Here is a 25,400-nt window from a genome sequence, read left to right as displayed (position 1 = left end):
GGTGTGGCCACGCCGGGGGCCACAGCCGTGCGGGCTCAGGCGTCCGGGAATTCCATCAGGGCCAGCGGCTGCGTGGTCGGCTGCTTCGAACCGCCCGCGGGCTCGACCGTGATGCCCATGCCCGAGGCGCCGTCCACGGGCCCGTCCAGCAACACCGTGCCGTCCGTCGCCGACGGGTCCATCAGCCCTGCCGAGCGCATGCTCCCGCCGTCACCGTCGTCGAACCACAGCTGGTACACCTTGCCGCCGGGCGGCCGGGCCATGCCGGAGGCCAGGAACACCGCCCGGTCCACGCTCCGCGAGACGACGACCGTGCCCCGGGCGCCGCCCGCCAGCACACCCGAGCTCGTCCGCGCGTCCGGAGCCGCCAGCACCCGGGCCAGCTCCTCGTTCTGCCGCCGGGCGTCGGACGCCTCCTGCCTGGCGTCCCGCGCGACCTGGTTCTGCCACACGGCGACCCCGCCGAAGGCGGCAGCGGCGGCGACGCACGCGGCGAGGGCGTACGACGACCAGCGGCCCACCCGCCGGGCGGTCGTGGAGCGTGCGCTCCGGCCGTGCGAGGGCGCCTCCTGCCGTACGGTCGTGATCTCCCGCAGTACCCGGTCGCGCAGCGCGGCCGGTGCCACGGCGGACACCGCGAGCCCGAGCCGGGCGGCGGTCGCGGACAGTTCCCTCACCTCCTGGGTGCAGGCCTCGCAGGCGCCCAGATGACGCTCGAACGCGAGGCGTTCGTCCTCCGGCAGAGCGTGCAGGGCGTAGGCCCCGGTCAGCGTGTGCAGCTCGGCGGTGCTCATGCGTTCACCCCCAGGCAGTCGCGCAGCCGGATCAGCCCGTCGCGCAGCCGTGTCTTGATGGTCCCCAGTGGTACGGACAGCAGTTCGCCGACCTCGCGATAGGTCAGCCCGCGGTAGTACGCCAGGGTCACCGACTGCCGCTGGAGCTCGGAGAGCGTCCGCAGACAGCGCCTGACCTGTTCCCTCTCGAGCCGGGTCTCGACCTGCTCCGACACCTCGTCGAAGTCCGGCGTGCGGTCGAGCAGCGCGGCCCTGTGCTCCCGCGCCGACGTGGCCTCGGCCGACCGGACCCGGTCCACCGCCCGGTGGTGAGCCAGTGTCAGCACCCAGTTCATGGCGCTGCCACGGGACGGCTGGAAGCGGGGAGCGGTGCGCCACACCTCCACGAGCACCTCCTGCGCCACCTCCTCGGACTGGGCCGGATCGCGCAGGACGCTTCGCACCAGGCCGAGGACAGGTCCGCTGACCTGGTCGTACACCTTGGTGAAGGCATCCTGGTCACCACGGGCGACCAGGACGAGCAGCTCCTGCAGATCGGGCCCCGGCGAGGGGATCCCACTGATGTGGACGGCTTCTTTCACGCGGACGTTCCTCCCGGGGCACACATCGGCTTCCAGGGATGATTCGGAACCGGTGGGCCTGCGGATTGGTCGGTGGGCCGAAATAATCGCACGGGCTCCGCGTGCCGAGGCCCACCCGGAACGCACGTCAGCCGGGCAGTGCCGCGCTGTCCTCCGCGTCCCGCCGCACGGAGCGGGCACCCGGCTTCCCGATGGCGCGGACCGCGAGGAAGACCACCAGGCCGGCCGGCGAGAGCAGGACGGTCAGCACCAGCAGAGGCCCCATCACATACGGAGACACCCCGAGGCGCCGCGCCTCCAGGAACATCCACTGCCCGAGCAGCAGGTCCCAGGCGATGATCTGCGCCCAGACGGCGCCTGCGCCGTTCGCCAGGACGGTGAGGTCGCGGAACGTGTCGATGTCCGGGCTGCTCACCGCGGTCCAGAGTTCGGGGAACACCGGCGCGGCCATCACCGCGTAGAGCACCAGCACGGGCAGCACCGTCAGCGGCGACGCGGCGACGCGGGCGGTGACACGCCGGCCCGGCGCGAAGATCATGAGCAGCCAGAACGGGGCAGCCAGCAGGAACGTGACCTCGAAGAGGGCACCGGTCATGACACAGGCTCCTTGTGCGACGCGCCGGCTTTCGTGCGGGCACCGGCCGGGCGCAGCGCCGCGATGGCACCCGCCGCGGTGACGGCGGGGATCATGGCGGCGGCGGTGAGCGTCGCCCCGTCGGGGTGGACGAGCGGCAGGCCGCGCAGCGCCTGCCAGGTGAGCAGGGCGACGACCGCGGCGTACGCGCCGGAGGTGACGAGCACCAGCCGCAGCCGCACGCGCGGGTCACGCAGCCGGGCGATCCGGGGCGCGAGGGCGATCAGTGCCAGCAGGAACAGCGGGAGGGCCTGGAGCGCGTGCATCCCGATGAAGTGCGGGACGCGGAGGTCGCCGCCGGTCGTCGACCAGCCCGTGAGCGGCATCGAGGGTCCGCCGTCCGGTACGCCGACGGAGTGCGCGCCGATCACGTCGGCGGTGTCCAGATCGCCGGCCTCCCGCTGGAGGGCGGAGGGCCGCGTCATCAGGTACCCGAGTCCGGCGCCCGCCAGGGCGATGAGCACCCCGGACCGCACCGCCCAGGCCGAGGCACGGTCGGCGATCCGCGCACGGAGCAGCAGGATCGCGATGGCGAGGGTGCCGGCCCAGAGGATCACGACGGTGACGGCCATCGCACTGTAGAGCGTCGCGTCGAACGGGGTCTCGTTGTTGAAGTGGCTGCGCCTGCCCCGGGCCACCTGGCCGGTGATGATCACCATCTCTCCCAGGCAGGCCAGCGCGACGACGGTGCCGGCCCACCAGCCGGTGCGCCGACCGCGGGTGAGGAGCGTCAGCATCCACGCCAGGGTCAGCGTGTACGGCACGAACGAGAGGGCGAACTTGAACGGCTTGGCCCAGATCGGCGAGCCCGCGACGACCCGGTCGTCGACCAGGAGTCCCACCGCCGCGACGACGGCCATCACCACCATCGAGGCGGAGAAGAGGACTAACGGCCGATGCCACGTGCGCCATGAAGACATGGAGACCCCCAGAACCATTATGGATAGTAGTGCTGTCTGCTATCCGATAGGCGTACTATCTATGATGAGGGTCGGCATGGCAAGGTCCGGAGGGATGAACACACAGTGCGCATCGGTGAATTGAGTCGCAGGTCCGGGGTTCCGGTGCCGACGATCAAGTACTACGTACGCGAGGGGCTGCTGCCCCCCGGCCGGCTGACCAGCCCGAACCAGGCGCTCTACGACGACGGGCACGAGCGCCGGCTGCGGCTGATCCGGGCCCTGCTCGACGTCGGCGGGCTTCCGCTCTCGGCCATCGCGGACGTGCTGGCCGCGGTCGACGATCCGGCGCAGCCGGTGCACAAGGTGCTCGGGGTCGCGGCGAAGCGGATCGGTCCGGCGGAGGGCGACGAGGAGGGGCCCGAGATGCTGGACGCCCGGGAGGACGTGGCCGCACTGGTGGAGCGCCGCGGCTGGCGGGTCGAACCGGACTGCGCGGCGGGCCGGTCGCTGGCGGGGGTGCTGGCCGCACTGCACAGGGCGGGGCACGGCGGCTTCGTCGAACTGCTCGACCTCTACGCGGACGCCGCCGAGCCGGTCGCCCGGGCGGACCTCGACTACGTGGGGCGGCGGGTGGCCCGCGAGGACCTGGTGGAGAGCGTGGTCGTCGGCACGGTGCTCGGGGAGGCCATGTTCGCCGCGCTGCGCCGCCTCGCGCACGTGGACGCGTCGGCACGTACGTACCCGGACGAGGGCGCGCGGGGGTGAGGACGGCGCGGAGCCCGGTCACCGTCCAGGACGGTGACCGGGCTCCGGCGGGGGGCGTGCGGGGCTACGCGGCCTCCACGACTGCTATGCGGCGCTCTCCTGCTCGCGCTCCACCTGCTCGTTCCATTCGCGCTTGACAGCGCGCCAGGCGTCGTCGTTCTGACCGAGGCGCCAGTAACCGGAGATCGACAGCTGCGCGAGCGGGATGCCGCGCTCCAGGCGCAGGTGGCGGCGGATGTCCTTCACGAAGCCCGCCTCACCGTGGACGAACGCCTGCACCTCGCCCTCGGGGAAGTCCAGGCCGGTCACCGCGGCCGTGAGGGCCTCGCCGACCGGGCGGTCGCCACGGTGCAGCCAGGTCAGGGACACTCCGTCCGGCGTCACGGTCTTCTGCTCCTCGGAGGCGTCCGGCACCTCGACGAACGCGTGCACCACGGCACCCGCCGGCATCTGCTCCAGCGCCGCGGCGATCGCCGGCAGCGCGCTCTCGTCGCCCACGAGCAGATGCCAGTCGGCCGAGGCCTGCGGTCCGTAACCCCCGCCGGGGCCCAGGAAGGTCACCTGGTCACCGGCGCGCGCCCGGCTCGCCCACGGCCCCGCGAGTCCCTCGTCCCCGTGCACCACGAAGTCGATCGCCATCTCACGGGCGACCGGGTCCCAGGAACGCACGGTGTAGGTGCGCGTGGTGGGCCACAGCTCGCGCGGGTACTCCTCGCGGATCGCCGCCATGTCGAAGGGGTGCGCGTAGTCCGCGCCCTCGGGGGCGAAGCACAGCTTGACGTAGTGGTCGGTGAATCCGGCGAGGGCGAAGTCCGCCAGGCCGTCGCCGCCGAGGACCACGCGCACCATGTGCGGGGTGATCTGCTCGGTGCGAACAACCTGCGCTCCCTGGGCCGTAGGTGCCTGGCGTGCCGGCCGCTCTGCCACGAGGTTCTCCCTGCTCCGGACCTCTGCGAGGCTCCATGTACTTAGGTTTACCTAAGCTAGCACCTTCATGCCTGGAGTGTGAGGAGCAGGCGCTGCAGCGAGCCACCCAGGCCCCAGCGGGCGGCCAGGGCCTCCACGGCCGCGGGGTCCCTGGGCTCCCGGGGGAGCGCGGGGTCGAAGGCGGGCAGCGGTACGTCACCGGCGACACGGACCACCTTCGGCGCGACCGCCACGTAGTCCCGCGCCCCGTCCAGCCGCCTGCGCTGCGACGGGGTCAGCCGGGCGGCGGGATCGTCCACCGCGGCCATGATCCCGGCCAGGTCGCCGAAGGCGTCGAGCAGCTTCGCCGCCGTCTTCTCGCCGATGCCAGGCACACCCGGCAGGCCGTCGCTCGGGTCCCCGCGCAGCAGGGCCAGATCGACGTAACCCGCGCCGTCGACGCCGTACTTCTCCCGCAGCCAGGCCTCGTCCGTCACCTGCAGCGTGCCCACGCCCTTCAGCGGGTAGAGCACCCGGACACCGCGGGCGTCGTCGACCAGCTGGTAGAGATCACGGTCTCCGGTGACGATGTCCACCGGCCCGGTGGCCTGTCCCGCCAGCGTGCCGATCACGTCGTCCGCCTCGTACGGCGAGACGCCCACGCGGGCGATGCCCAGGGCGTCCAGCACCTCCTCGATGACCGGCACCTGCGGCGAGAGCGTGTCGGGGACCTCTTCCTCGTCGGGCACGCCGTCGGACGTCGGCGCCGCCACCCGGTGCGCCTTGTACGTCGGGATCAGGTCGACCCGCCACTGCGGGCGCCAGTCCGCGTCCATGCAGGCGACCAGGTCGTCCGGACGGTGGTCCTGGACGAGCCGGGCGATGAAGTCGAGCAGCCCGCGCACGGCGTTGACCGGGGTGCCGTCCGGTGCGCGCACCGAGTCCGGCACGCCGAAATAGGCGCGGAAGTAGAGGGAGGCGGTGTCGAGGAGCATCAGGCGTCGCGTCACACCCCGATGATGCCGCACCGCACCGACACGGCCCGCCCCGGACGCCCGCGGTCCCGGGAAGGCGGATCGCGCAAGGTGAACTGGGTCACACGTGTGTTTGGGTCGTGTAAGTGGGGGCAGGCGCGGCACCGGAGCGGACCACGTCCATTTTTCCACTGGTGCACGTGCTCTGCGGACCGAATCCGCACCGCTCCACGGTCTGCCGGCGGGGGTGGCAGACCGTTTTTCGGTTCAACGCGTGAGGTTTATGTGTCAAGGCTGCAAGCAGAGCACCTGTACAAGGTGTTCGGCAGACGACCCGATCAAGCCGTGCGGAAGCTCGAAGGCGGGACCCATCGCGACGAGCTGCGCGCCGACGGAACGACCGCAGCGGTGATCGACGCCTCGTTCACCGTGGAACCCGGCCAGATCTTCGTCGTCATGGGGCTCTCCGGATCCGGGAAGTCCACCCTGCTGCGGATGCTCAACGGGCTCCTCGAGCCCACCGCGGGGCGCGTGCTGTTCGACGGGCAGGACCTGACCGCCCTGAGCGCCCGTGACCTGCGCACCGTCCGTTCCAGGAAGATCAGCATGGTCTTCCAGCACTTCGCGCTCTTCCCCCATCGCAGTGTGCTCGAGAACGCCGCGTACGGCCTGGAGGTCCAGGGCGTACCGCGTGCCGAACGCGAGAAGCGCGCCGCCGACGCCCTGCAGCTGACCGGCCTCGCCGGCTGGGAGAAGTCCTGGCCCGACGAACTGTCCGGCGGCATGCAGCAGCGTGTCGGCCTGGCCCGCGCACTCGCCACCGACGCCGACCTGCTGCTGATGGACGAGTCCTTCAGCGCGCTCGACCCGCTGATCCGCCGCGACATGCAGGACCAGCTCCTCGAACTGCAGAAGCGCCTGAAGAAGACCATCGTCTTCATCACCCACGACCTCAACGAGGCCATGCGCCTCGGGGACCGTATCGCCGTGATGCGGGACGGCGAGATCGTCCAGCAGGGCACCGCCGAGGACATCCTGGTCCGCCCGGCCAACGACTACGTGGCCTCCTTCATCCAGGACGTCGACCGCTCCCGGGTGCTCACCGCGGGTTCGATCATGGAGGAGCCCGAGGCGGGCCGCTCCGACGCGGACCTGATGGCCGAGGCCCCCGCGACGGTGTCCGCTCAGACGCCCATCGCCGAACTCTTCACCCCCTGCTCCACCAGCGGCGTCGCCGTGGCCGTCACCGACGCGGACGGCGGCGTCATCGGCGTCGTGCCGCGCAACCGGCTGCTCGCCGCGCTCGGCGAGGAACCCCGGGTCGAGGTCGCGGTCCCGGCCCGGCGCGACATCAAGAAGGTGAACGCCGGTGCCTAGGTTCTCGTTCGGTGAATGGGTGGAAAGCGCCGTCGACTGGCTGCAGTCGAACCTCGCCTGGCTCTTCGACGCCATCAACACCGTCCTCGGCGGTGCCTACGACGGTGTCGACGCGGTCCTCGGCGGAGGTGAACCGCTGCTGATGGCCGGGATCTTCGCCGTCATCGCCTTCTGGCTGCGCGGTGTGCTCCCCGCCGTCTCCACCTTCGTGGGCTTCGCGCTCATCGACGCCCTCTCCCTGTGGGACGAGTCGATGGCGACCCTCTCGCTGGTTGTCGTGGCTGCCGTCATCACGGTCGTGATCGCGGTGCCCACGGGTATCTGGGCCGCGCGCAACAGCAAGGTCAGCGCCACGCTCCGGCCGGTGCTCGACGTCATGCAGACGATGCCGGCCTTCGTCTACCTGATCCCCGGCGTCATGTTCTTCGGTGTCGGTGTCACCCCCGGTGTCATCGCCACCATCGTGTTCGCGATGCCCCCGGGCGTCCGTATGACCGAGCTGGGCATCCGCCAGGTAGACAGCGAGCTGGTCGAGGCCGCCGAGGCGTTCGGCACCACGCCCAAGGACACCCTGACCCGGGTGCAGCTGCCGCTCGCCCTGCCGACGATCATGGCCGGAATCAACCAGGTCATCATGCTGGCCCTGTCGATGGTCGTCATCGGCGGCATGGCCGGCGCCGGCGGCCTCGGCGAGAAGGTGTACGCCGGAATCACCCAGCTCCAGATCGGCCTCGCCGCCGAGAGCGGCATCGCCGTCGTCATCCTGGCCATGTACCTGGACCGGATGACCGGGGCACTCAACGAGCGGGTCTCCCCGCTCGGACGCAGGGCCGCCGCCAAGGTCGCGGCCGGTGCGCGGCGCCTCAGGTTCACGCACTACAAGCCCGGTACGGCGGTCGCGATGGTCGGTGTGGTCGTCCTCGCGCTCGTCGCCGGCGGTCTCAACATCGCAGGCTCCGGCGATGCGGAGAAGAGCGGCCAGGCCGCCGACGGCAACGTCGGCCAGGGCCAGAAGATCAACCTGGGCTACATCCCGTGGGACGAGGGCATCGCCTCCACCTTCCTCTGGAAGGAGATCCTGGAGCAGCGCGGCTACACCACCGGCATCACCCAGCTCGACGCCGGCCCGCTCTACTCCGGTGTCGCCCGCGGCGACATCGACTTCCAGACGGACTCCTGGCTGCCGACGACGCACAAGGACTACTGGGACAAGTACAGCGAACAGCTGGACGACCTCGGCTCCTGGTACGGGCCGACGTCCCTGGAGCTGACGGTCCCGTCGTACGTCGAGGGCATCGACTCGCTGGCGGACCTCAAGGGCCAGGGCAAGAAGTTCAACGGCAAGATCATCGGCATCGAGGCCAGTGCCGGGATGATGGGCACGCTGAACGAGAAGGTGCTCAAGGAGTACGGCCTGGAGGGCGAGTACGAGGTCGTCTCCTCCAGCACGTCCTCGATGCTCGCCGAGCTGAACGCCTCCATCAAGAAGAAGGAGCCGGTCGTGGTGACCCTGTGGTCGCCGCACTGGGCCTACGGCAAGCACGACCTCAAGAAGCTGAAGGACCCGAAGGGCGCCTGGGGCAAGGGCGAAGAGGTCCACACCGTCGCCCACAAGGGCTTCGCGAAGAAGGCCCCCGTCGTCTCCGACTGGCTCAAGGAGTTCGAGCTCACCGAGGAGCAGCTCACGAGCCTGGAGAACGAGATCCAGGAAGCCGGCCAGGGCAAGGAGCAGGACGGCGTACGCGCCTGGCTGAAGAAGAACCCCGGCCTGGTAGACGAGCTCGCCCCGCTGCCCGGCGGTGCCGGCGGTGCCCAGCAGGGCAAGGACGCGGGCAAGACCGTCGACATGGGGTACTTCCCGTGGGACGAGGCCATCGCCTCCACCTACCTCTGGCAGAACATGCTGGAGGACCGGGGTTACAAGACCACGGTCAAGCAGCTCGACCCCGGCCCGCTCTACACCGCTCTCGCGCAGGGACAGCTGGACGTCCAGTTCGACTCCTGGCTGCCGACGACGCACAAGGACTACTGGGACCGCTACAAGAACGACCTCACCGATCTCGGCTCCTGGTACGGGCCGACCTCGCTGGAGCTGACGGTCCCGTCGTACGTCGAGGGCATCGACTCGCTGGCGGACCTCAAGGGCCAGGGCAAGAAGTTCAACGGCAAGATCATCGGCATCGAGTCGAGCGCCGGGATGATGGGCACGCTGAACGAGAAGGTGCTCAAGGAGTACGGCCTGGAGGGCGAGTACGAGGTCGTCTCCTCCAGCACGTCCTCGATGCTGGCCGAGCTGAACCGGTCGATCAAGAAGAAGGAGCCGGTCGTGGTGACCCTGTGGTCGCCGCACTGGGCCTACGGTGACCACGACCTGAAGAAGCTGAAGGACCCGAAGGGCGCCTGGGGCGAGGGCGAGGAGATCCACACGGTCGCCAAGAAGGACTTCGCCGAGGACTTCCCGGAGCTCACCGGTTGGCTGAAGGACTTCAGGATGAGCGAGGAGCAGCTGGCCTCGCTCGAGGTCGAGATCCAGAAGGGCGGTGCGGGCAGGGAGAAGGAGTCCGCCCGCACCTGGATGGAAGCCAACCCGGACGTGGTGGACCGGCTGGCCCCAGTCGGCAGCTGATCCACCCGCGGTCACCCCGAGGGGGACGGCCCCGGTAGCGAACCGGCGCCGTCCCCCTCAGGCTTGTCCCAAGAGTCCTCGGAGGGTTTCCCGTCCGCTCACTTCCGCTCCATCCCGCGAACGACATGCGTAGGGTGCTGGCAACCGGGAGGATGGCGATCCGGGGAGGGAGCCGGACATGGACGACAAGGAAGCCCTTCGGGTGGGTGCCGCGGTTCGCCGACGGCGCAGGACCCTCGGGCTCACACTGGCCGCGGTGGCCGGGCGCAGCGGCCTGTCCGTACCGTTTCTCAGCCAGATCGAGAACGAACGGGCCAGACCCAGCCCCCGGTCCCTGGACCGGGTGGCCGAAGCGCTGGAGACGACGACCGAGCGGCTGCGGGCCGCGGCGGACTCGGCGCGCGCCGTGGACGTCGTGCGGGCGGGCGACGAGGACGGCGTACGCCGACTGGTGCGCGGCCGTCATCAGCTCAGCGCCCTGGAGTTCGTCGGCGAGCCGGACCTCGGGCGCGAGTTCCAGCACCGCAACGACGAGGTGATGTACGTCGTGGAGGGCGCCGTCGAGGTCGAGGCAGAGGGGCAGGCCCACCGGCTGGGCAGGGGTGACACCCTCTTCCTGTCCGGCGGTGTGCGGCACCGCTGGCGGGCGACCGTCCCGGACACCCGGCTGCTGGTCGTCGCGGTCGCGGAGCACATCGACGCCACCTACGACTCGCGCCGCTGAGGGACCGCGGTGCGGGTCGTCCCCCTGGTCCCCAGCCTCACCGAGGCCGTCACCGGCCCCGGACTGCTCGTCGGCGTCACCGACCGGTGCGCCCACCCGGCGGAGCTCACCGTCGCCCGGATCGGCGGCACGAAGAACCAGACGTCGCGGCCGCCGTGGCCCCGCGCCCCGACCTCGTCGTCGCGAACGACGAGGAGAACCGGGAATCCGACCTGGCCGCCCTGCGGGAGGCCGGACAGGACGTCCTGGTCATCGAGGTCCGCACCCTCGGCCAGGCCTTCACCGAGCCGGCGCGGGTCCTGGCCGCGTGCGGCCTGAACCGCCGCGTCGGCTGGACGAGGCCGAGCCCGCCTGGGCGGCGCTGCCACCGCCCGGCACCCCGCGCACCGCGATCGTGCCCGGTGATCTGCCGGCCCGCCTCGGGGTGCGCAACGTGTACGCGGACCATCCGGAGCGCTGCCCGCGCATCCCGCCCGCCGACCCGAACGGGGCGGGCGCCGACCTGGGTGGCGCTGCCCGACGAGCCGCACCGCTCCACCGCCGACGACGGCCCCGCGGCCTTCCCCTCGGCGCCCGCCGCGCTCGTCGACGGCCGCCACCTCACGTGGTACGGGCCGTCTCCGGCCGAAGCGGCCGGGGAGCCGCGAGCAGCGCTCCGCCGGCCAGCCCGCGGAGCGTCCGTGCACCCGCCACCGCCCAGGCCGTGACCAGCAGCGCGTAGAGAGCCACGGCCAGCCAGGTGAACGCGTGCAGTCCGGTGTGCCGGGCCAGCCCGGCGGCGCCCGTGACGCACGTACCGACGGGGAAGGTGAAGCCCCACCACGTCATCGTGAACCCCATGCCGCGGCGGGCCGCGCGCATCACCATCGCGGTGGACAGGGCCAGCCACAGCAGGGCGAAGCCCATCACCGGCACCCCGTAGAGCACGGCGAACGCGCCGAACGCCGACGCGTACGGTACGGGGGCCGCGCCCGGCGCCACCTCGGCCAGCTGGTTGACGGCGGTCGTGGACTGGCCCAGCGGGCCCAGCACCAGGAACAGCGTCGGGGTCAGGGCGAGCGGCGGAGGGCCCCGGTGCAGGAGTGTGCCGAAGACCAGGGGCACGACCACGAGCGTGGCCAGCAGGGACAGCCCGAACATGGCGTAGCAGCCCAGCAGCAGCGCCTCGCGCCACTGGCCGGGCGGCAGCTCGGGCACCAGGAGCGGACCCACCGCAGCGGAGACCATCGGGGCCACCAGGGGCAGCAGCCAGACCGGTGAGGCGGTGCCGGGCGCCGGGCGGTGGCGTACGACCATCAGGTACGGGATCGCCACCGCGGCGGCGAGACCCGTGACCGTACCCAGGGCGAACAGCACCACGTCCACCGCGACGGCCACCGGATGCCCGACGACGTCCCGGCCGACCACCAGGGTGCCCGCGCCCACCGCGAGCAGGGCCATGGACAGGCAGCCGTAGAAGGGGGCGACGGCGGGGTCCAGGAGGTGGGCCCTGGCCTGGCCGGGGTGCAGGATCCAGTGCCCGGCCCGGGCCAGGAGGAGGACGGCGAGCAGCACCGCGGACAGGGCCCACACCACGACACAGGCCACCCGCAGACCGGGCACCTGGACGGGGAGCGAGGCGCCCGCCGTCGCGACGATCGCGGTGCCCATGACCGTCGCGTACCAGTTGGGGCCGAGGTACCGCAGGGAGGGGAGCCGGGGGAGAGCGGGCGGGAGGGCGGGTGCCCGGGTCCTGGTCCGCGGAAAGATGGCCATGACACGATTCTCGGAGGGCGGGGTTCGGTCCACCAGGGAGTCCCGGCCTATGAGGTCATAAGCTGGCTTTATGCCCAGCTCCGTTTCCGACTCCACGCCCGGCCCCGGGTCCGCCCCGGCCTCCGCCTCCTCCACGCCCGTATCGCGTTCCGTGCCGGAGCAGGCTTCGTCGCTGTCCCACCGGGTCCCCGACCTGGGCGCGATGGTGCTGCTGCTGGCCGTGGCGCGGCACGGGAGCCTGGGCCGGGCGGCGCGGGACGTCGGTATCACCCAGCCCGCGGCCTCCAGCCGTATCAGGTCGATGGAACGGCAGCTGGGCGTCGCCCTGCTGGACCGTTCACCGCGCGGCTCCCGGCTCACCGACGCGGGAGCCCTCGTCACCGACTGGGCGCGCCGGGTCGTCGAGGCCGCCGAGGCGTTCGACGCGGGGGCGCAGGCGCTGCGGGACCGGCGCGACTCGCGGCTGCGGGTCGCCGCGAGCATGACCATCGCGGAGTACCTGCTGCCCGGCTGGCTCATCGCGCTGCGCGCCGAACGGCCCGGCACCGCCGTGTCGCTGCTCGTGGGCAACTCGGCCGTGGTCGCCCAGCGGCTGCTCGCCGGTGAGGCCGATCTGGGCTTCGTCGAGGGCCTGTCCGTGCCGGAGGGGCTCGACGGCACGGTCATCGCGCACGACCGGCTCGTCGTCGTGGTCGCCCCGTCCCACCCGTGGGCCCGCCGCCGCAGCCGGCTGACGCCGCAGGAACTCGCCGCCACACCCCTGATCCTGCGCGAGCACGGTTCGGGCACCCGTCAGGTCCTGGACGCCGCGCTCGCCGTGCACGGCGGACTCGCCCGGCCCCTGCTCGAACTCTCCTCGACCACCGCGGTGAAGGGGGCTGCGGAGAGCGGGGCAGGCCCCTGCGTACTGAGCGAGCTGGCACTGGGCGAGGAGCTCTCGGCCCGGCGCCTGGTCACCGTCCCGGTCCCGGGCGTGCACCTGCGGCGCCAACTGCGCGCGGTCTGGCCCTCCGGGCACCGCCCGTCCGGTCCGGCCCGCGACCTGCTGTCGCTGACCGCGCATCCCGCCGGCCCGGCACGCGGCTGACGCTTCGTCGCCCGGAACCGGTACCGGGCGTGCGGCGGTATGAGGCGTACGCAGGCGTGATGCGGTGCGCGCGGGAGAGCCGCACCTCCGCCGCCCTGGGGGTGATTCATGGACCGGACACCCTGGGTTCGCTCTCCGTACGGATGTCGGTTCCCGGCCGGATTCCGGTGAGACGGAGATCACTTACCGAGTTACGGGCGGCGTGTAGATGTCGGGTGAATGTACCCATCTGCGCATGTGGACTCGTTGATCACCTGTCCCTACGGTCACTTCACAGTCGCATCGTGTGATGGGTTTGTGGGCTCCGGGGAGGGCTGGGGGATGTTTCGTCGTGCCCGCGTGCACAAGGGGTCCGGTAGACCAGGGGTGCTGACGCTCGCCGTCGCACTGGTGGCCGGCATGGTTTCGGTGGCGGGCGTCGGGCAGGCCGGCGCGGAGGCGCCGGACACGGTGTCCCGCCCGGCCGTCGAGGCCGGTGACGACGCCGGTCCGGGCCTGACCGAGGACGAGGCGCTGGCGGAGGCCGGACGCGTCGGCAGGAAGGTCGAGGTCACCTCCGCGCGAGGTGAGAGCCGCGACGTGTTCGCCACGCCCGAGGGAAGGCTGGAGGCGCGGGAGTACCTGCGTCCGGTCCGCACGCGTGTAGGCGGCGCCTGGGTGGCGATCGACACGACCCTGGCCGTCACGGCCGACGGTACGGTCGAGCCGAAGGCCACCTCCGAGGGGCTGTCCTTCTCCGGTGGTGGCGAAGGGCCGCTGGTGCGTCTGGAACGTGCCGGTCGCGCACTGGAGTTCAGCTGGCCGGGACAGGTACCGGAACCGACGCTGGACGGCGACACGGCGACGTACGCGGACATCCTTCCGGACGTGGACCTGAGGCTCGGTGCCCAGGAGGACGGCTTCACGCAGCTGCTGGTCGTCGGATCCGCCGAGGCCGCGGAAAGCCGTGAACTGGCCGAGTTGCGGATGGGACTGGCAGCCGACGGCGTGACGGTGCGGGAGACGGCCGCGGGCGGGATCGCCGCACTCGACGAGAGCACGGGCACCCCCGTGTTCGAAGCCGCGGAGCCGGTGATGTGGGACTCCAGTCCGGGTGACGGGGCGGCGGCACGGTCCAGGCAGGCCGACGGCCAGGAGCCCGGGGCCGGGGCGCGGGACGAGCCGGGCGCGGGGGAATCCGGGCAGCTGGCCCCGGTCGGCGTGGAGGTGGCGGCCGGGGGCGAGGAGCTCGTCCTCACGCCTGACAGGGACGTACTGGCGGGTGACGACACGGTCTACCCGGTGTTCATCGACCCGCAGTGGTACTCGCCGAAGACGTCGGCGTGGACGATGGCGTCGAAGTACTGGGCGAGTTCGCCGCAGTGGAAGTTCAACGGGGACCCGGACGCGGGCCTCGGATACTGCGGGTGGGCCTATTGCAAGCCGTACGACACCAAGCGGCTCTTCTACCAGATCCCGACGTCGAGGTTCGCGGGCAAGTCGATCCTCTCGGCGGAGTTCGTGGTGCGCGAGACGCACGCCGCCTCGTGCGAGAAGCGTGAGGTCCAGCTGTGGCGGACGAAGGGCATCAACTCCTCGACCACCTGGAACTCACAGAACGCCGACGGCTTCTGGGTGGACCACATCGAGAGCCGTAGCTTCGCCTACGGATACGACGGATGCTCCGCCGCCGACGCGGAGTTCGACGTCAAGAGCGTGGTGGCGCAGGCGGCGGCCGGGAAGTGGTCGACCCTCACGTTCGGCATGCGCGCCACCAGCGAAACCGACATGTACACCTGGAAGCGGTTCTCCGACGACGCGTTCCTGCGGGTGAACTACAACCGGCCGCCCGCGCAGATCAAGACGTCCCAACTGACACAGGACCCGGGCGGCGCGTGCGGCAAGCCGGGTGCGGCCAAGCGGGTGCGGATCCTGCCGGCGCTGCGCGCCAACGACGTGACCGACCCGGACAAGGACCGGGTGCGGGTGCAGTTCGAGGCCTCGTGGGACGCCGGGGACGGCAAGGGCTTCACCAGCCGCTGGACCTCGGCCGCCTCCACCTACAAGGCCTCGGGCTCGGACTTCGCCCTCTCCCTGCCCAGCAGCATTCCGAAGAACAGGACCATCGGCTGGTCGGCGCGCTCCAACGACAGTGCCCAGTGGTCCCCCTGGTCGTGGGTGGGGTCCGCGACGGCCTGCAACACGGTCTACGACACCTCCGTGCCGGCCGGGCCGTCCATCACGTCCGGCCAGTACCCGCCCTCCGACCCCGAGGACCCGCAGGATCCCTGGCTGGACGGCGTGGGACGGTACGGCACCTTCACCGTCGACTCGTCCTCCGCCGACGTGACGAGGTACTGGTTCGGCGTCAACGGTGATCCGAGCAGCAAGCACACGCTGACCACCTCCGGCGGCGGGGCGAAGACCATGAAATTCATGCCGACCCGGCCCGGTGTCAACTTCATCACCGCGCAGGCCTTCGACGCGGCCGGCAACGGCAGCGAGATCCGCACCTACCAGTTCAGGGTCCGGGCCGGACAACCGGACCGGCTGAGCTGGAATCTCGACGAGGCCGAAGGAGCCACCGCCGTCCGGGGACAGGGCGGCGACTGGAAGGCCGGGCTGTCCGGCGGAGCCCAGCCGGGAGTGGCCGGAGTCACCGGCAACGGCCTGCACCTGGACGGGGTGGACGACCACGCGGCGACCGTCTCGCCCGTGCTGAACACCGCCAAGAGCTTCTCGGTGTCCCTGTGGGCCAGGCTCCCCGCCGACAAGGCGGACGCCGCGACCGTCGCCGTGTCCCAGGCCGGGCACAACACCAGCGGCTTCGAGATCTACCACTCCTCGGCCCTGGGCGGCTGGGTGTTCCTGCGGCACACCACGGACGCACCCGGCAGCACGACGGTGCGCGCGGTGCAGCCCGCCTGCCCGGCCGGCGACACACAGTGCGCGAGCGGCAGGCTCGGGGTCTGGACCCACCTGGTCGGGGTGTTCGACAACACGAGCAAGCAGCTGAAGCTGTACGTCGACGGGGAGCAGGTCGGCACGGCCCCCTTCACCGGACCGTGGGACGCCCGCGGGAAGACGATCCTGGGCGCGGCCTCCCACTTCGGCACGACCGAGAACTTCTTCCCCGGTGACCTCGACGAGGTGCAGCTGTTCGACTACCAGCTCACCGACGCCCAGGTGACCCGGCTGCACACCAAGCAGCCGGTGGACACCAACCGGCCCGCCAAAGCCGTGTGGCCCCTGGACGAGGACGCCGACGCCACGGCGGTGGCCGGCCGCGCCCAGCAGATCGACGCCACACTGAAGGGCGGCGCGAAGACCGGCGTGCCGGGTGTGGCGGGCAACGGCCTGGAGCTGGACGGCACCGACGACCACGCCACCACCGGCCGTCCCGTCATCGACACCTACCAGAGCTTCGCCGTCTCCGCCTGGGCCCGCCTGCCCAAGGACAAACCCAACCGGGCCATGGTGGCGGCCCATCAGAACGGCACCGCCAACCGGGGCTTCGAGCTGTACCACTCCACGACGGGCTGGGTGTTCCAGCGTGCCACCGCCGACACCGCCGACGCACCCCTCGTACGGGCCGTGGAGACCGCGACCAGCGACCCGAAGTGCCCCCTGGCCGCCACGGGCGAATGGGCACACGCGGTGGGCGTCTACGACATCGACGCCCAGCAGATCCGCCTCTACGTCAACGGCTGCCTCAAGGCCACCCAGCCCTTCACCACCCCCTGGCTCGCCACCGGATCCGTCACCCTGGGCGCCTCCGGCTACACCAGCGGGTTCAGCAACTTCTTCCAGGGCGACCTCGACGACGTACAGCTGTACGACCGCACCGTCACGGACGACGAAGTGCGCCAGCTCTTCAAGCAGCGGCCCCTGATCAAGTCCCGCTGGCTGCTCGACTCCGCCACCGGGACGCCCGTCACCTCTCCGAACGCCGTGAGCGGCGCCCCCGCCCTGACACTGGGCGGCCAGGCGGCCGTCGGCTCCGGCTGGGTCGACGACGCGGCGCTGATCCTCGACGGCGTGGACGACTACGCGGCCACCACGGCCGTACCGGTGGACACCGGTGCCAGCTACACCGTCACCGCCTGGGCGCAGGCTGCCGCCGCACCCGGCCGGCCCGCCACCGTGATCTCAGCGGAAGGCGCGGCCCGGAGCGCCTTCGCGGTCCGCTTCGTGCCGGACGCCGACCCCGCGGCCGGACAGGGGAGCTGGCAGATCCAGATACCCGGCGCGGACTCCACGACGGCGACCACGGTGACGGTGAACAACCGTCAGTTCTACGACGCCACCGAGTGGAACCATGTGGCCCTGGTCTACGACGGCTTCGCCGACCAGGCACTCCTCTACGTCAACGGCCAGCTCGAACAGGTCGCCTGTGCCGACACCGACGGGGACGGCAGCCCCGACGACACCACGTGCGGCGATCAGGTGTCCTGGGCCGCCAACACGGCCGCCTTCACCGCGACCAAGTCCCTGCAACTGGGGCGGAGCAAGACCGGATCGACCGTCGGTGACCACTGGCCGGGCGGGATCGACGACGTGTGGACGTTCCAGGGCGCCCTGAGCGAATCGCAGATAGCCCATCTGTCGCTGGGCATGCCGGGAGTCGCCACCGAGGTGCCCGGCACCGACTGACCGGGAACGGTGCCGGCCCGTCGCCATCGGCCACGGGCCGGCACCCCGTCGCGGCCGACGCCGCGACGTTTCTGCACCAGGCCAACCGCCCAGTACCGCCGGGTCCTGTCCCGTGCGGCCGGGCGCGAGCGGATCCGAGGGGAACAATGAGGCAATCGTCATCAAAGGGACGGGCGGGTCGGTGGAGACGCCGGGCCGCGCTGGCCTTCGCCGTCGTCATGACCGCGACACTGCTCCAGGGGGTCGTCGCCCCCGACGGCTCCGGAGCGGTGGCTGACGACGGGCGGGGCCGGCCGGCTCTCCCGGAGGCGGAGCGGCCTGTGGCCGGTTCCGCCGTCACGAAGTCGAAGGCCCGCACAGTGGAGCGCGGGCCGAGGACGCCGCGTACCGCTCCCAAGGAGGCGTGGCCGAAGGCGGGTTCGGCCGAGGTGACGCTTCGGCGGACACAGGCCGGGGCGAAGGCGGCCGCGCCCTCCCGGGCCGGCGGACTTCCGGTGCGTGTCGGCCCGATCGAGACCCCGTCGGCCCGCGTGGCCAAGGCCGCCCAGCCGGCCGCCGGCCGTGTCCGCGTCCGGGTGTCCGGGCGCGACGAGACCCGGCGTGCCGCGGTCGACGGGCTGCTCCTCGCACTCACCCCCGGGCGCGAGGACTTCACGGACGGCGCCGCGCAGGTCCGGGTCGACTACCGCGACATCGCGCAGGCCTACGGCGGCGCCTACGGTGCCCGGCTGACCCTGGTCCGGCTCCCGGCCTGTGCCCTGACGACCCCGGAGACCTCGGGCTGCCGCACCCGGACGCCGGTCGAGACGGTGAACGACACGGAGCGCGGCACGCTCACGGCCCCGTCCGTGCGGGTCGCCGCCGCCGGACCGACCGTGCTGGCCGCCGTGGCCGACGACACGGCGGTCACCGGCGACTACAAGGCGACCCCGCTCTCCCCGTCCGCGACCTGGCAGACCGACCTCAACACCGGTGACTTCGGCTGGTCCTACGACCTGGCGGTGCCCGACGTACCGGGCGGCCTGAAGCCGAGCATCGGCCTCGGCTACTCCTCCGGATCGGTCGACGGCCGGACCGGGGAGACCAACAACCAGTCCTCCTGGGCCGGCAGCGGCTTCGACCTGTGGCCGGGCTACATCGAGCGCCGTTACAAGCCGTGCGCCGACGACGGTGCCGAGAACAGTGACGGCATGAAGCCCGGCGACCTGTGCTGGGGTTACGACAACGCTTTCATCAGCTTCAACGGCAAGGGCGGCGAGCTGGTCCCCGTCGGCTCCGACCAGTTCAGACTCCGCCAGGACGACGGCACCCGGATCGCACGGCTCACCTCCGCGGACCGCGGCAACGGTGACGACAACGGCGAGTACTGGCGTCTGACCGACCCCGACGGAGTGCAGTACTACTTCGGCTACCACCGTCTCCCCGGCTGGAGCGACGGCAGGAAGACCACCGAATCGGCGTGGACCGTGCCGGTGTTCGGCGACGACGCGGGGGAGCCCTGCCACGCGGCGGCCTTCGCGGACTCGTGGTGCCAGCAGGCCTGGCGCTGGAACCTCGACTACGTGGTCGACCCGCGCGCCGACGCCATCGCCTACACCTACGTCCAGGAGAAGAACTCCTACGGCCGCAACCTCAAGGCGGCCGACGACACCCGGTACACCCGTGGCGGATACCTCGACGAGATCCAGTACGGCCTGAAGGCGTCGTCGGTGTACACCACCCCCGCCCTCGCGAAGGTGACCTTCGGCAACGCCGAGCGCTGTCTGCCGGATGCCCTGACCACCTGCTCGTCCGTCACCACCGACCACGCGTACTGGTACGACACGCCCTACGACCTCAACTGCGAGCAGGGCAAGGACTGCGACCAGGGCCGTCTCTCCCCCTCGTTCTGGACGCGCAAGCGCCTCACCGAGGTGACCACGCAGGTCCGTGACGCCGCCGGCGCGTACCAGAAGGTCGACTCCTGGAAGCTCCAGCACCGCTGGGGCATGGCGGACATCGACTACCAGCTGCTGCTCGACTCGATCCAGCACACGGGCCACACCGCCACCCCCGCGATCACCCTGCCGAAGACGACGTTCGCCTACACACAGCTGGAGAACCGCCTCGACCGGACCGGTGACGGCTACGCGCCGTTCATCAAGGACCGGCTCTCCACGATCGCCGACGAGCACGGCGGCCAGACCGACGTCGACTACTCCGCCCCCGCCTGTGACCCGGCCTCACCGCCCACCCCGCACACCAACACCACCCGGTGCTTCCCGCAGTACATGGGTGGCAGCTCCACGGTCGACCCCGAGATCCACTGGTTCAACAAGTACGTCGTGTCGTCCGTCACGGCGACCGACCGCACCGGCGGCGCACCCGACCAGGTCACCGCGTACCAGTACATGGGCCCGGCCGCCTGGCACTACGACGACGACGACGGCCTGACCAAGGAGAAGTCCAAGACGTGGTCCCAGTGGCGGGGCTACGGACAGGTGCGCGTCAAGACCGGCGGCCAGGGCGGGGACGCGGCCATGAAGTCGCAGACCGACTCCTACTTCCTGCGCGGTATGGACGGCGACCGGGGATCCCCGGCCGGCGGTACCAAGGACGTGAGTGTCACCCTCGGCGACGGCGAGGGTGACCCGATCACCGACCACGAGGCCTTCGCGGGCTTCGCCTACAAGACCGTCAGCTACTCCGGCAACGGCGGCAAGGTCCTCACCAGGAGCGTCAACCGCCCCTGGCGCCACGAGACCGGGAGCAAGACGCGGGACTGGGGGACCGTCACCTCCAACTTCACCGGTGCCGGGCGCAGCACCTCCTGGACGTCCCTGGACAACGGGGCGGGAGCGTCCTGGCGGACCACCGCCAGCTCCACCACGTACGACACCGTGGCCGGACGCGTCATCCGGATCGACGACTCGGGTGACACCTCCACGGCGGCGGACAACCGGTGTACCCGCACCACCTATACCGCCGCCGGCACCGCCGGCATCCTCAACCGGCCCGCGCAGGTCGAAACGGTCGCGAAGGCATGCGCCGACCCCGCCGACCGTACGAAGGACGTCATCGCCGACGTCCGTTCCGCGTACGACGGCGGAGCCTACGGAGCGGCGCCCACCAGGGGTGACGTCACCGCCACGGCCCTGCTGAAGAAGCACGACGGCTCCACGGCCACCTACCTGGAGTCCGGCGCGACCTTCGACTCCTACGGCAGGGTCCTGTCCAGCACCGACCTGACAGCGGACGTCACGGTGACGGGCACCGCCGCACCGGTGCGTACCACGCGCACGGACGGGCGGACCACGACCACGGTCCGCACGCCGGCCACCGGCTTCGTGACGAAGACGGACACGACCACACCCCCGGCCCGGTCCGGTGACGCGACCACGGCGCTGACCAGCTCGGCCGCCCACGATCCTCTGCGCGGGCTGCCGCTGACCCAGACCGACGCCAACGGGAAGGTCACGACCTTCACCTACGACGCGCTCGGCCGGTCCGCCAAGGTCTGGCTCGCCGACCGGCAGACGACACTGTCGCCCAGCTACGAGTTCGCCTACCTGATCACGGAGGGGAAGCCGGTCGCCGTCGTCACGAAGGCACTGGGCACCAACGGCAGCCAGGTCGCCGCGTACAGCCTGTACGACGGATTCCTGCGGCAGCGCCAGACACAGAAGCCGGGCCCCGGCGGGGGCAAGCTGATCTCCGATGTCCTCTACGACGAACGCGGCCTCATAGCGAGGAGCTTCGACACCTACTACGCCACGGGAGCGCCGTCACAAGCCCTGTTCAAGCCCGCCGACGCACTCGCGGTCGAGACCCAGACCCGCACCTCGTACGACGGCACGGGCCGTCCGACCGTGACGGAGCAGATCGCGGGCAACGGCGACGGCGGCGCGGTGCTGGGAACCACCCGTACCACCTACGGCGGCGACCGCACCACGGTCGTCCCCCCGGAGGGCGGAACGGCGACCACCACCCTGACCGGCGCCCGCGGGCAGATCACCGAACTGCGCCAGCACCACACGCGGTCCGCGGAGGCCGCGTACGACACCACCCGCTACGCGTACAGCCCGCGCGGTGAGCTGGCGAAGCTCACCGACCCCGCCGGGAACAGCTGGACGTACACCTACGACGTGCTCGGCCGTCTCACCGCGACGACCGACCCGGACAAGGGCGCCGGCGCCACCGCGTACGACGACCGCGGCCAGGCCGTCTCCGTCTCCGACGACCGGGACAGCGATCTGCACTACTCCTACGACGGACTCGGGCGGCAGACCGAACTGAGGGAGAAGAGCGCCACCGGAACGCTCAGGGCCCGGTGGACCTACGACACCGTCCAGAATGCCAAGGGGCACCTCGCGGAATCGACACGCTACGTCGGAGGTGACGCGTACACCAGCCGGATCGTCGCCTACGACCGGCTGTACCGGGTGCTGCGTTCGACCGTCACGGTTCCCGAGAACGAGGGCGCGCTCGCAGGCACCTACCTGTCGGCCTCGGCCTACAACGTCGACGGATCCGTGCGCACGACAGGCTCCCCGGCAGCGGGCTCCCTGCCCGCCACGACTGTGGCGTTCACCTACGAGGACCAGACACAGCGGCTCATCGCCCTCAGCGGCAGCCAGGGGCTCGACGCCGTCACCGTCCACGGCCTCACCGGCAAGCCGCTGCAGCACGAGTTCTCCGACAACGGCGGCAAGAAGGTCTGGGCGACCAACACCTACGAATGGGGCACCCAGCGCCTGGCCACCGCGCGAGTGGACCGGGAGGACGTACCAGGGGTCGACCGCCACAACACCTACCGCTACGACCAGGCCGGCAACGTCCTGTCGGTCGCGGACGTCTCCCGGTCCGGAACCGACACCCAGTGCTTCGGTCACGACCACCTGCGCCGCATGACGACGGCCTGGACCCAGGGCACGAGCACCTGCGCCGCGGCCCCCGGCGGGGACACCGTCGGAGGCCCCACGCCCTACTGGCACTCGTACACCTACGACAAGGTGGGCAACCGGAGCACCGAGACGCTGCACGACATCGCCGGTGACGCGGCGAAGGACACGGTGCGCACCTACGCCTACCCCGAGCCCGGATCGCCGCGCCCCCACGGCGTGCTCTCCGTGACCCAGAGCGGGCCGGGCGGCACCGCGCGGGACTCCTACGCCTACGACGCCGTCGGCAACACCACCGTGCGCACCCTGGCCGGCACGGACCAGCGGCTCGACTGGGACGCCGAAGGCCGTCTCGCCAAGGTGACCGAGCCGGTGGAAGGCGGTTCCGACAAGATCACCGAGTACCTGTACGACGCCGAGGGAAACCGGCTCGTCGCCCGCACCGCCGAGGAGAGCACGCTCTACCTCGGCGCGACCCGGATCACCGTCGCCAAGGGCAGTACCGTCCCGAAGGCGACGCGCACGATCGATCTCGGCGGCGGTCACCAAGCGGTGATCGAGGACGACGGATCCGTCTCCTTCACCTTCGCCGACCATCAGGGATCGGGGCAACTGGCTGTCGGTGCAGGGGACCAGGTGCTGACCCAGCGGCGCACGCTCCCCTTCGGAGGCGTACGGGGCACGCGCCCGAGTGCCTGGCCGGGTGTGCAGGGATTCGTCGGCGGTGTGGACGACTCCGAGGTCACCGGGCTGCAGCACCTGGACGCCCGTGAGTACGACCCGGCGACCGGCCGGTTCGTCTCCGTGGACCCCCTGCTCACACCGGACGATCCACAGGCGCTGAACGGCTACGCCTACAGCAACAACAGCCCGGTCACCTTCAGCGATCCCGATGGACTGGGCTGTATCCACGGAGCACCCGGCGGCGGCGCGGACGGCATCTGCGCGGGTGTGGACGGTGACACCGACGGCGTCATCGGCTTCGGCTCCAACAACTGCCAGCGGACGTCGGCCTGCTACGACACCGCGGTCGAGATGTCCAAGAAGGCCAGGAGCAACGGCACCTACGGCAAGAAGCCGATCGTGATCCGGCCCAAGGGCGACTCGATCACCATCCAGGGTGTCTACGTCCCGACCCAGGCCGAACTGGCCGAGCACTTCCCGTACTACCACGAGCGCCTCGACTACCAGCACAACGTGCAGAACTGGGCACGGGCCCGGTGCGGCAACCTGCAGGCCTCAGGCTCGGAATTCTGCAGTGCGGTGGGCAAACTCGGCTGGTTCGGCGACCAGAACGGTCCGGGCATTCTGGAGGTCCTGGGCGTCGACGACTACATCGGCTGCGCCCAGGGCTCCGGCAGCGCCTGCAAGGCGGCGGCGATCGACGCGGCCGTAGCAGCCGGTACCGGCCTGCTCGGCAAGGGAGCCAAGGTGGTCTTCAAGGGCTTCAAGGCAGCCCTGAGGAAGACCGACTCGATTCCGATCCAGTGTCTCGCGGGGGGCGGCCGGCACAGCTTCACCCCAGGAACGCCCGTCCTGATGTCCGACGGGTCCACGCGGCCCATCGAGGACGTCAGGATCGGCGACGACATCGTGGTGACCGACCCGGAGAGCGGGCTCACCACGACGCGGACGGTGGTCGCCACCATCATCACCGAGGACGACAAGGACTTCGTCGACCTCACGGTCTCCCGCAAGGGGGACCACAGCACCCAGGCGCTGACCTCGACGACGACGCACCCCTTCTGGTCCCCCTCCGAGGACGCCTGGGTGGACGCCGGACACCTCAGGGCCGGTATGACGCTGCGCACGGTGGACGGTGGCACGGCCGAGGTCGAGAGGACCGTGGAGTTCCGTGACCACCGGCGCACGCACGACCTCACCATCGACGACATCCACACCTACTACGTCGTCGCCGGCACCACCCCGCTCCTCGTACACAACGACGACGGCGGGTTCGACTGGGAGAAGGGTCTGCAGGATCTCGAGAGCGACTGGGACTCAGGTGACCTCGACGACGACGGTTACCACGCGCCGCGCGGCAACCAGGCCGAGAACAGGGAGTTCAAGGACGCGGTGAAGGAGATCGAGCGCGGTCTCGGACGCGATGTCACGCCGGCCGAGCGTCGCATACTGCACGAGCGGATCACCGGCCAGGGCTACGGTTACCACCGCATCATCGAGGAAGGAAAGGGGTTGTTCCGTGGCTGCTGAGACATCGTCCGACGCGATCACCGGACTCCTGGAAGGAGCTGTCGTCCGCTCGGTCGGCAGGGCCGCGGACATGGGCGTGATCGAGTTCGCCGGCACCTCGGGCGAGACGGTCATGGTGCACGCGCAGTGCCCTTTCCGGATCGTGCACGAGGGCAGGACCGTCCTCGGGTCCGCCGACATGAGGTACGCGCAGAAGGGGGCCGGGGCCCGGGCCTTCGACGAGTTCCGCATGGTGTACGACGCCCGTGCGGCCACACTCAACGGGGTCCTCGGGCAGCTGCGCCCCACCGTCGGCGGGGTGGCCGTCGGGGACGCGGGTGAACTCGGTGTGAGCTGGGCGCCCGCTTTCCGGCTCACGATGTTCCCCGACTGCTCGGGGACGATGGAGGCCTGGCGGGTCTTCGTACCCGGTGGCGCCCATCACGGATACCCGGCGGCCACCGTCTGACGAGCGCCGCCGTCGACCCGGCCGTACGACCCCGGCCGTACGACCCCGGCCTTACGACCCGGTTGTGCGACCCGGCCCCCCGCTCCGCGTCACCGCGGAGC

At 71.2% G+C, this 25,400-nt stretch carries 15 protein-coding genes and 1 pseudogene; 9 read left to right on the top strand and 7 right to left on the bottom strand.

Features of this window, described 5'->3' with window-relative positions:
* Positions 1–35: 35 nt before the first annotated feature.
* From ACFWVP_RS09955 to ACFWVP_RS09940, 4 genes are all read right to left on the bottom strand, one after another.
* Positions 36–794, bottom strand: coding sequence for an anti-sigma factor domain-containing protein (locus tag ACFWVP_RS09955; protein WP_384495187.1), 759 nt, complete (start codon positions 792–794; stop codon positions 36–38).
* A complete protein-coding gene (locus ACFWVP_RS09950) occupies positions 791–1,375 on the bottom strand; it encodes a sigma-70 family RNA polymerase sigma factor (RefSeq protein WP_384495186.1) in 585 nt (194 codons plus the stop codon). The genes ACFWVP_RS09955 and ACFWVP_RS09950 overlap by 4 nt, the downstream gene beginning before the upstream one ends.
* A gap of 127 nt (positions 1,376–1,502) precedes the next feature.
* Positions 1,503–1,970 (bottom strand): ABA4-like family protein, encoded by a 468-nt coding sequence (locus ACFWVP_RS09945; RefSeq protein WP_384495184.1) that lies wholly within the window; start codon positions 1,968–1,970, stop codon positions 1,503–1,505.
* The gene (locus ACFWVP_RS09940) at positions 1,967–2,929 is read right to left on the bottom strand and encodes a hypothetical protein (protein ID WP_384495182.1); all 963 of its coding nucleotides are present in this window, start codon (positions 2,927–2,929) and stop codon (positions 1,967–1,969) included. Before ACFWVP_RS09940 ends, ACFWVP_RS09945 begins: the two co-directional genes overlap by 4 nt.
* Before the next feature lie 105 nt (positions 2,930–3,034).
* Between ACFWVP_RS09940 and ACFWVP_RS09935 the strand changes: the two genes are divergently transcribed.
* Positions 3,035–3,676: a MerR family transcriptional regulator gene (locus tag ACFWVP_RS09935; RefSeq protein WP_384495181.1), complete on the top strand. Its 642-nt coding sequence runs from the start codon at positions 3,035–3,037 to the stop codon at positions 3,674–3,676.
* Positions 3,677–3,760: 84 nt separating this feature from the next.
* On the opposite strand, the gene ACFWVP_RS09930 is transcribed toward ACFWVP_RS09935, so the two are convergent.
* Entirely contained in the window at positions 3,761–4,603 is an 843-nt protein-coding gene (locus tag ACFWVP_RS09930) for a siderophore-interacting protein (protein WP_384495179.1), read from the bottom strand.
* Between the two features lie 65 nt (positions 4,604–4,668).
* Positions 4,669–5,577, bottom strand: a complete 909-nt coding sequence (locus tag ACFWVP_RS09925; RefSeq protein WP_384495495.1) for a 5'-3' exonuclease H3TH domain-containing protein — start codon at positions 5,575–5,577, stop codon at positions 4,669–4,671.
* A 264-nt stretch (positions 5,578–5,841) separates the two neighbouring features.
* Between ACFWVP_RS09925 and ACFWVP_RS09920 the strand changes: the two genes are divergently transcribed.
* The 4 genes and pseudogenes from ACFWVP_RS09920 to ACFWVP_RS09905 all read left to right on the top strand — a co-directional run bounded on the left by ACFWVP_RS09920 (position 5,842) and on the right by ACFWVP_RS09905 (position 10,990).
* The gene (locus ACFWVP_RS09920; RefSeq protein ID WP_384495178.1) at positions 5,842–6,933 is read left to right on the top strand and encodes a glycine betaine/L-proline ABC transporter ATP-binding protein; all 1,092 of its coding nucleotides are present in this window, start codon (positions 5,842–5,844) and stop codon (positions 6,931–6,933) included.
* Positions 6,926–9,559 (top strand): ABC transporter permease/substrate binding protein, encoded by a 2,634-nt coding sequence (locus ACFWVP_RS09915; RefSeq protein ID WP_384495176.1) that lies wholly within the window; start codon positions 6,926–6,928, stop codon positions 9,557–9,559. Before ACFWVP_RS09920 ends, ACFWVP_RS09915 begins: the two co-directional genes overlap by 8 nt.
* Before the next feature lie 178 nt (positions 9,560–9,737).
* Positions 9,738–10,283 carry a helix-turn-helix domain-containing protein gene (locus ACFWVP_RS09910; protein ID WP_384495174.1) on the top strand — a complete coding sequence of 182 codons (546 nt, stop codon included), beginning with the start codon at positions 9,738–9,740 and terminating at the stop codon, positions 10,281–10,283.
* Positions 10,284–10,292: 9 nt separating this feature from the next.
* Positions 10,293–10,990: pseudogene (locus ACFWVP_RS09905) on the top strand (helical backbone metal receptor).
* Here ACFWVP_RS09905 and ACFWVP_RS09900 read toward each other — a convergent pair.
* Positions 10,884–12,038: a TDT family transporter gene (locus ACFWVP_RS09900; protein ID WP_384495172.1), complete on the bottom strand. Its 1,155-nt coding sequence runs from the start codon at positions 12,036–12,038 to the stop codon at positions 10,884–10,886. The pseudogene ACFWVP_RS09905 and the gene ACFWVP_RS09900 sit on opposite strands and share 107 nt — an antisense overlap.
* Before the next feature lie 202 nt (positions 12,039–12,240).
* Here ACFWVP_RS09900 and ACFWVP_RS09895 point away from each other — a divergent pair, with 202 nt between their 5' ends.
* The 4 genes from ACFWVP_RS09895 (at position 12,241) to ACFWVP_RS09880 (ending at position 25,299) form a co-directional block, all read left to right on the top strand.
* A complete protein-coding gene (locus ACFWVP_RS09895; RefSeq protein WP_384495494.1) occupies positions 12,241–13,125 on the top strand; it encodes a LysR family transcriptional regulator in 885 nt (294 codons plus the stop codon).
* Between the two features lie 366 nt (positions 13,126–13,491).
* On the top strand, positions 13,492–17,757 hold the full coding sequence (locus ACFWVP_RS09890; protein ID WP_384495170.1) for a LamG-like jellyroll fold domain-containing protein: 4,266 nt from the start codon (positions 13,492–13,494) through the stop codon (positions 17,755–17,757).
* Positions 17,758–17,975: 218 nt separating this feature from the next.
* Positions 17,976–24,851, top strand: coding sequence for a polymorphic toxin-type HINT domain-containing protein (locus tag ACFWVP_RS09885; RefSeq protein WP_384495168.1), 6,876 nt, complete (start codon positions 17,976–17,978; stop codon positions 24,849–24,851).
* The gene (locus ACFWVP_RS09880; protein ID WP_384495166.1) at positions 24,841–25,299 is read left to right on the top strand and encodes a hypothetical protein; all 459 of its coding nucleotides are present in this window, start codon (positions 24,841–24,843) and stop codon (positions 25,297–25,299) included. The genes ACFWVP_RS09885 and ACFWVP_RS09880 overlap by 11 nt, the downstream gene beginning before the upstream one ends.
* Positions 25,300–25,400: the final 101 nt, after the last annotated feature.

Source organism: Streptomyces sp. NPDC058637 (assembly GCF_042717325.1).
Taxonomy (GTDB): domain Bacteria; phylum Actinomycetota; class Actinomycetes; order Streptomycetales; family Streptomycetaceae; genus Streptomyces.
The sequence above is the reverse complement of the archived record's forward strand: the minus strand, read 5'-3'. Positions and strand labels throughout refer to the sequence as shown.